Genomic DNA, 809 nt, shown 5'->3' on the forward strand with positions numbered 1-809 from the left:
GTGCGGAACAACCTTGGGGTCGGGAAGCGGCGCTGCGCCGCCTACGACCAGCTCCGGCCCGAGAACGGGCCGCACGAGCGCCTGATCACCATCGTAGCCGACCGGCCCGGCCATGACCGACGCTATGCGCGAAGACACAGCAAAGCGGAGGCAGCGGTCGTCTGGCGGCCTACCAAGGGGTTCGCGGAGGCGCTGACGGAGTCCGTTGGCTGGTACCTCGACAACGAGGCGTAGTGGCGCCCGATCCGCGAGGACCGCTATTCCGGCGAGCGCCTCGGCCTCGCGGGCAAGAGCGCCTGAGCATGGATATCCTGATCCTCGGCGGCGCCGGTCAGGTTGGCACGGAGCTTCAAGCCTTGTCCTGGCCCGAGGGCGTGCGGATCCACGCGCCCGACCGACAGAGCCTCGACATCACCGACGAGGCCGCCGTTGCTGCTGCGCTCGACGCACGCAGCTACGCGGCCGTGATCAACACGGCCGCGTATACGGCGGTCGACAAGGCCGAGACCGAGGTTGCCGCCGCATGGCGCCTCAACGCACTGGCCCCGGCCATTCTGGCCGCCGAGACGAAGCGGCGGGGCATCCCGCTCGTCCACGTCTCGACCGACTACGTGTTCGACGGCGCGGGCGAGGGCTTCTACGCCCCCGATGTGCCGGTGAATCCGCAAAGCGTCTACGGTGCCAGCAAGGCCGCCGGCGAGATGGCGGTCCGCTCCGGCAATCCGCGCCACGCGATCGTGCGCACCGCCTGGGTGGTGAGCCCGCACCGGGGCAACTTCGTGAAGACGATGCTGCGGCTCTCGGGCGAG

General features: G+C 70.0%; 1 protein-coding gene and 1 pseudogene. Both read left to right on the top strand.

Going from position 1 to position 809, the window contains the following annotated elements:
* Positions 1 to 234: pseudogene (locus tag MKK50_RS08025) on the top strand (dTDP-glucose 4,6-dehydratase); the annotation flags it as partial.
* 68 nt (positions 235 to 302) lie between these two features.
* Positions 303 to 809: SDR family oxidoreductase (locus MKK50_RS08030; protein ID WP_499021616.1), on the top strand; the 507-nt coding region annotated here is incomplete at its 3' end.

Source organism: Methylobacterium sp. J-043, assembly GCF_022829505.1.
Lineage (GTDB): Bacteria > Pseudomonadota > Alphaproteobacteria > Rhizobiales > Beijerinckiaceae > Methylobacterium > Methylobacterium extorquens_A.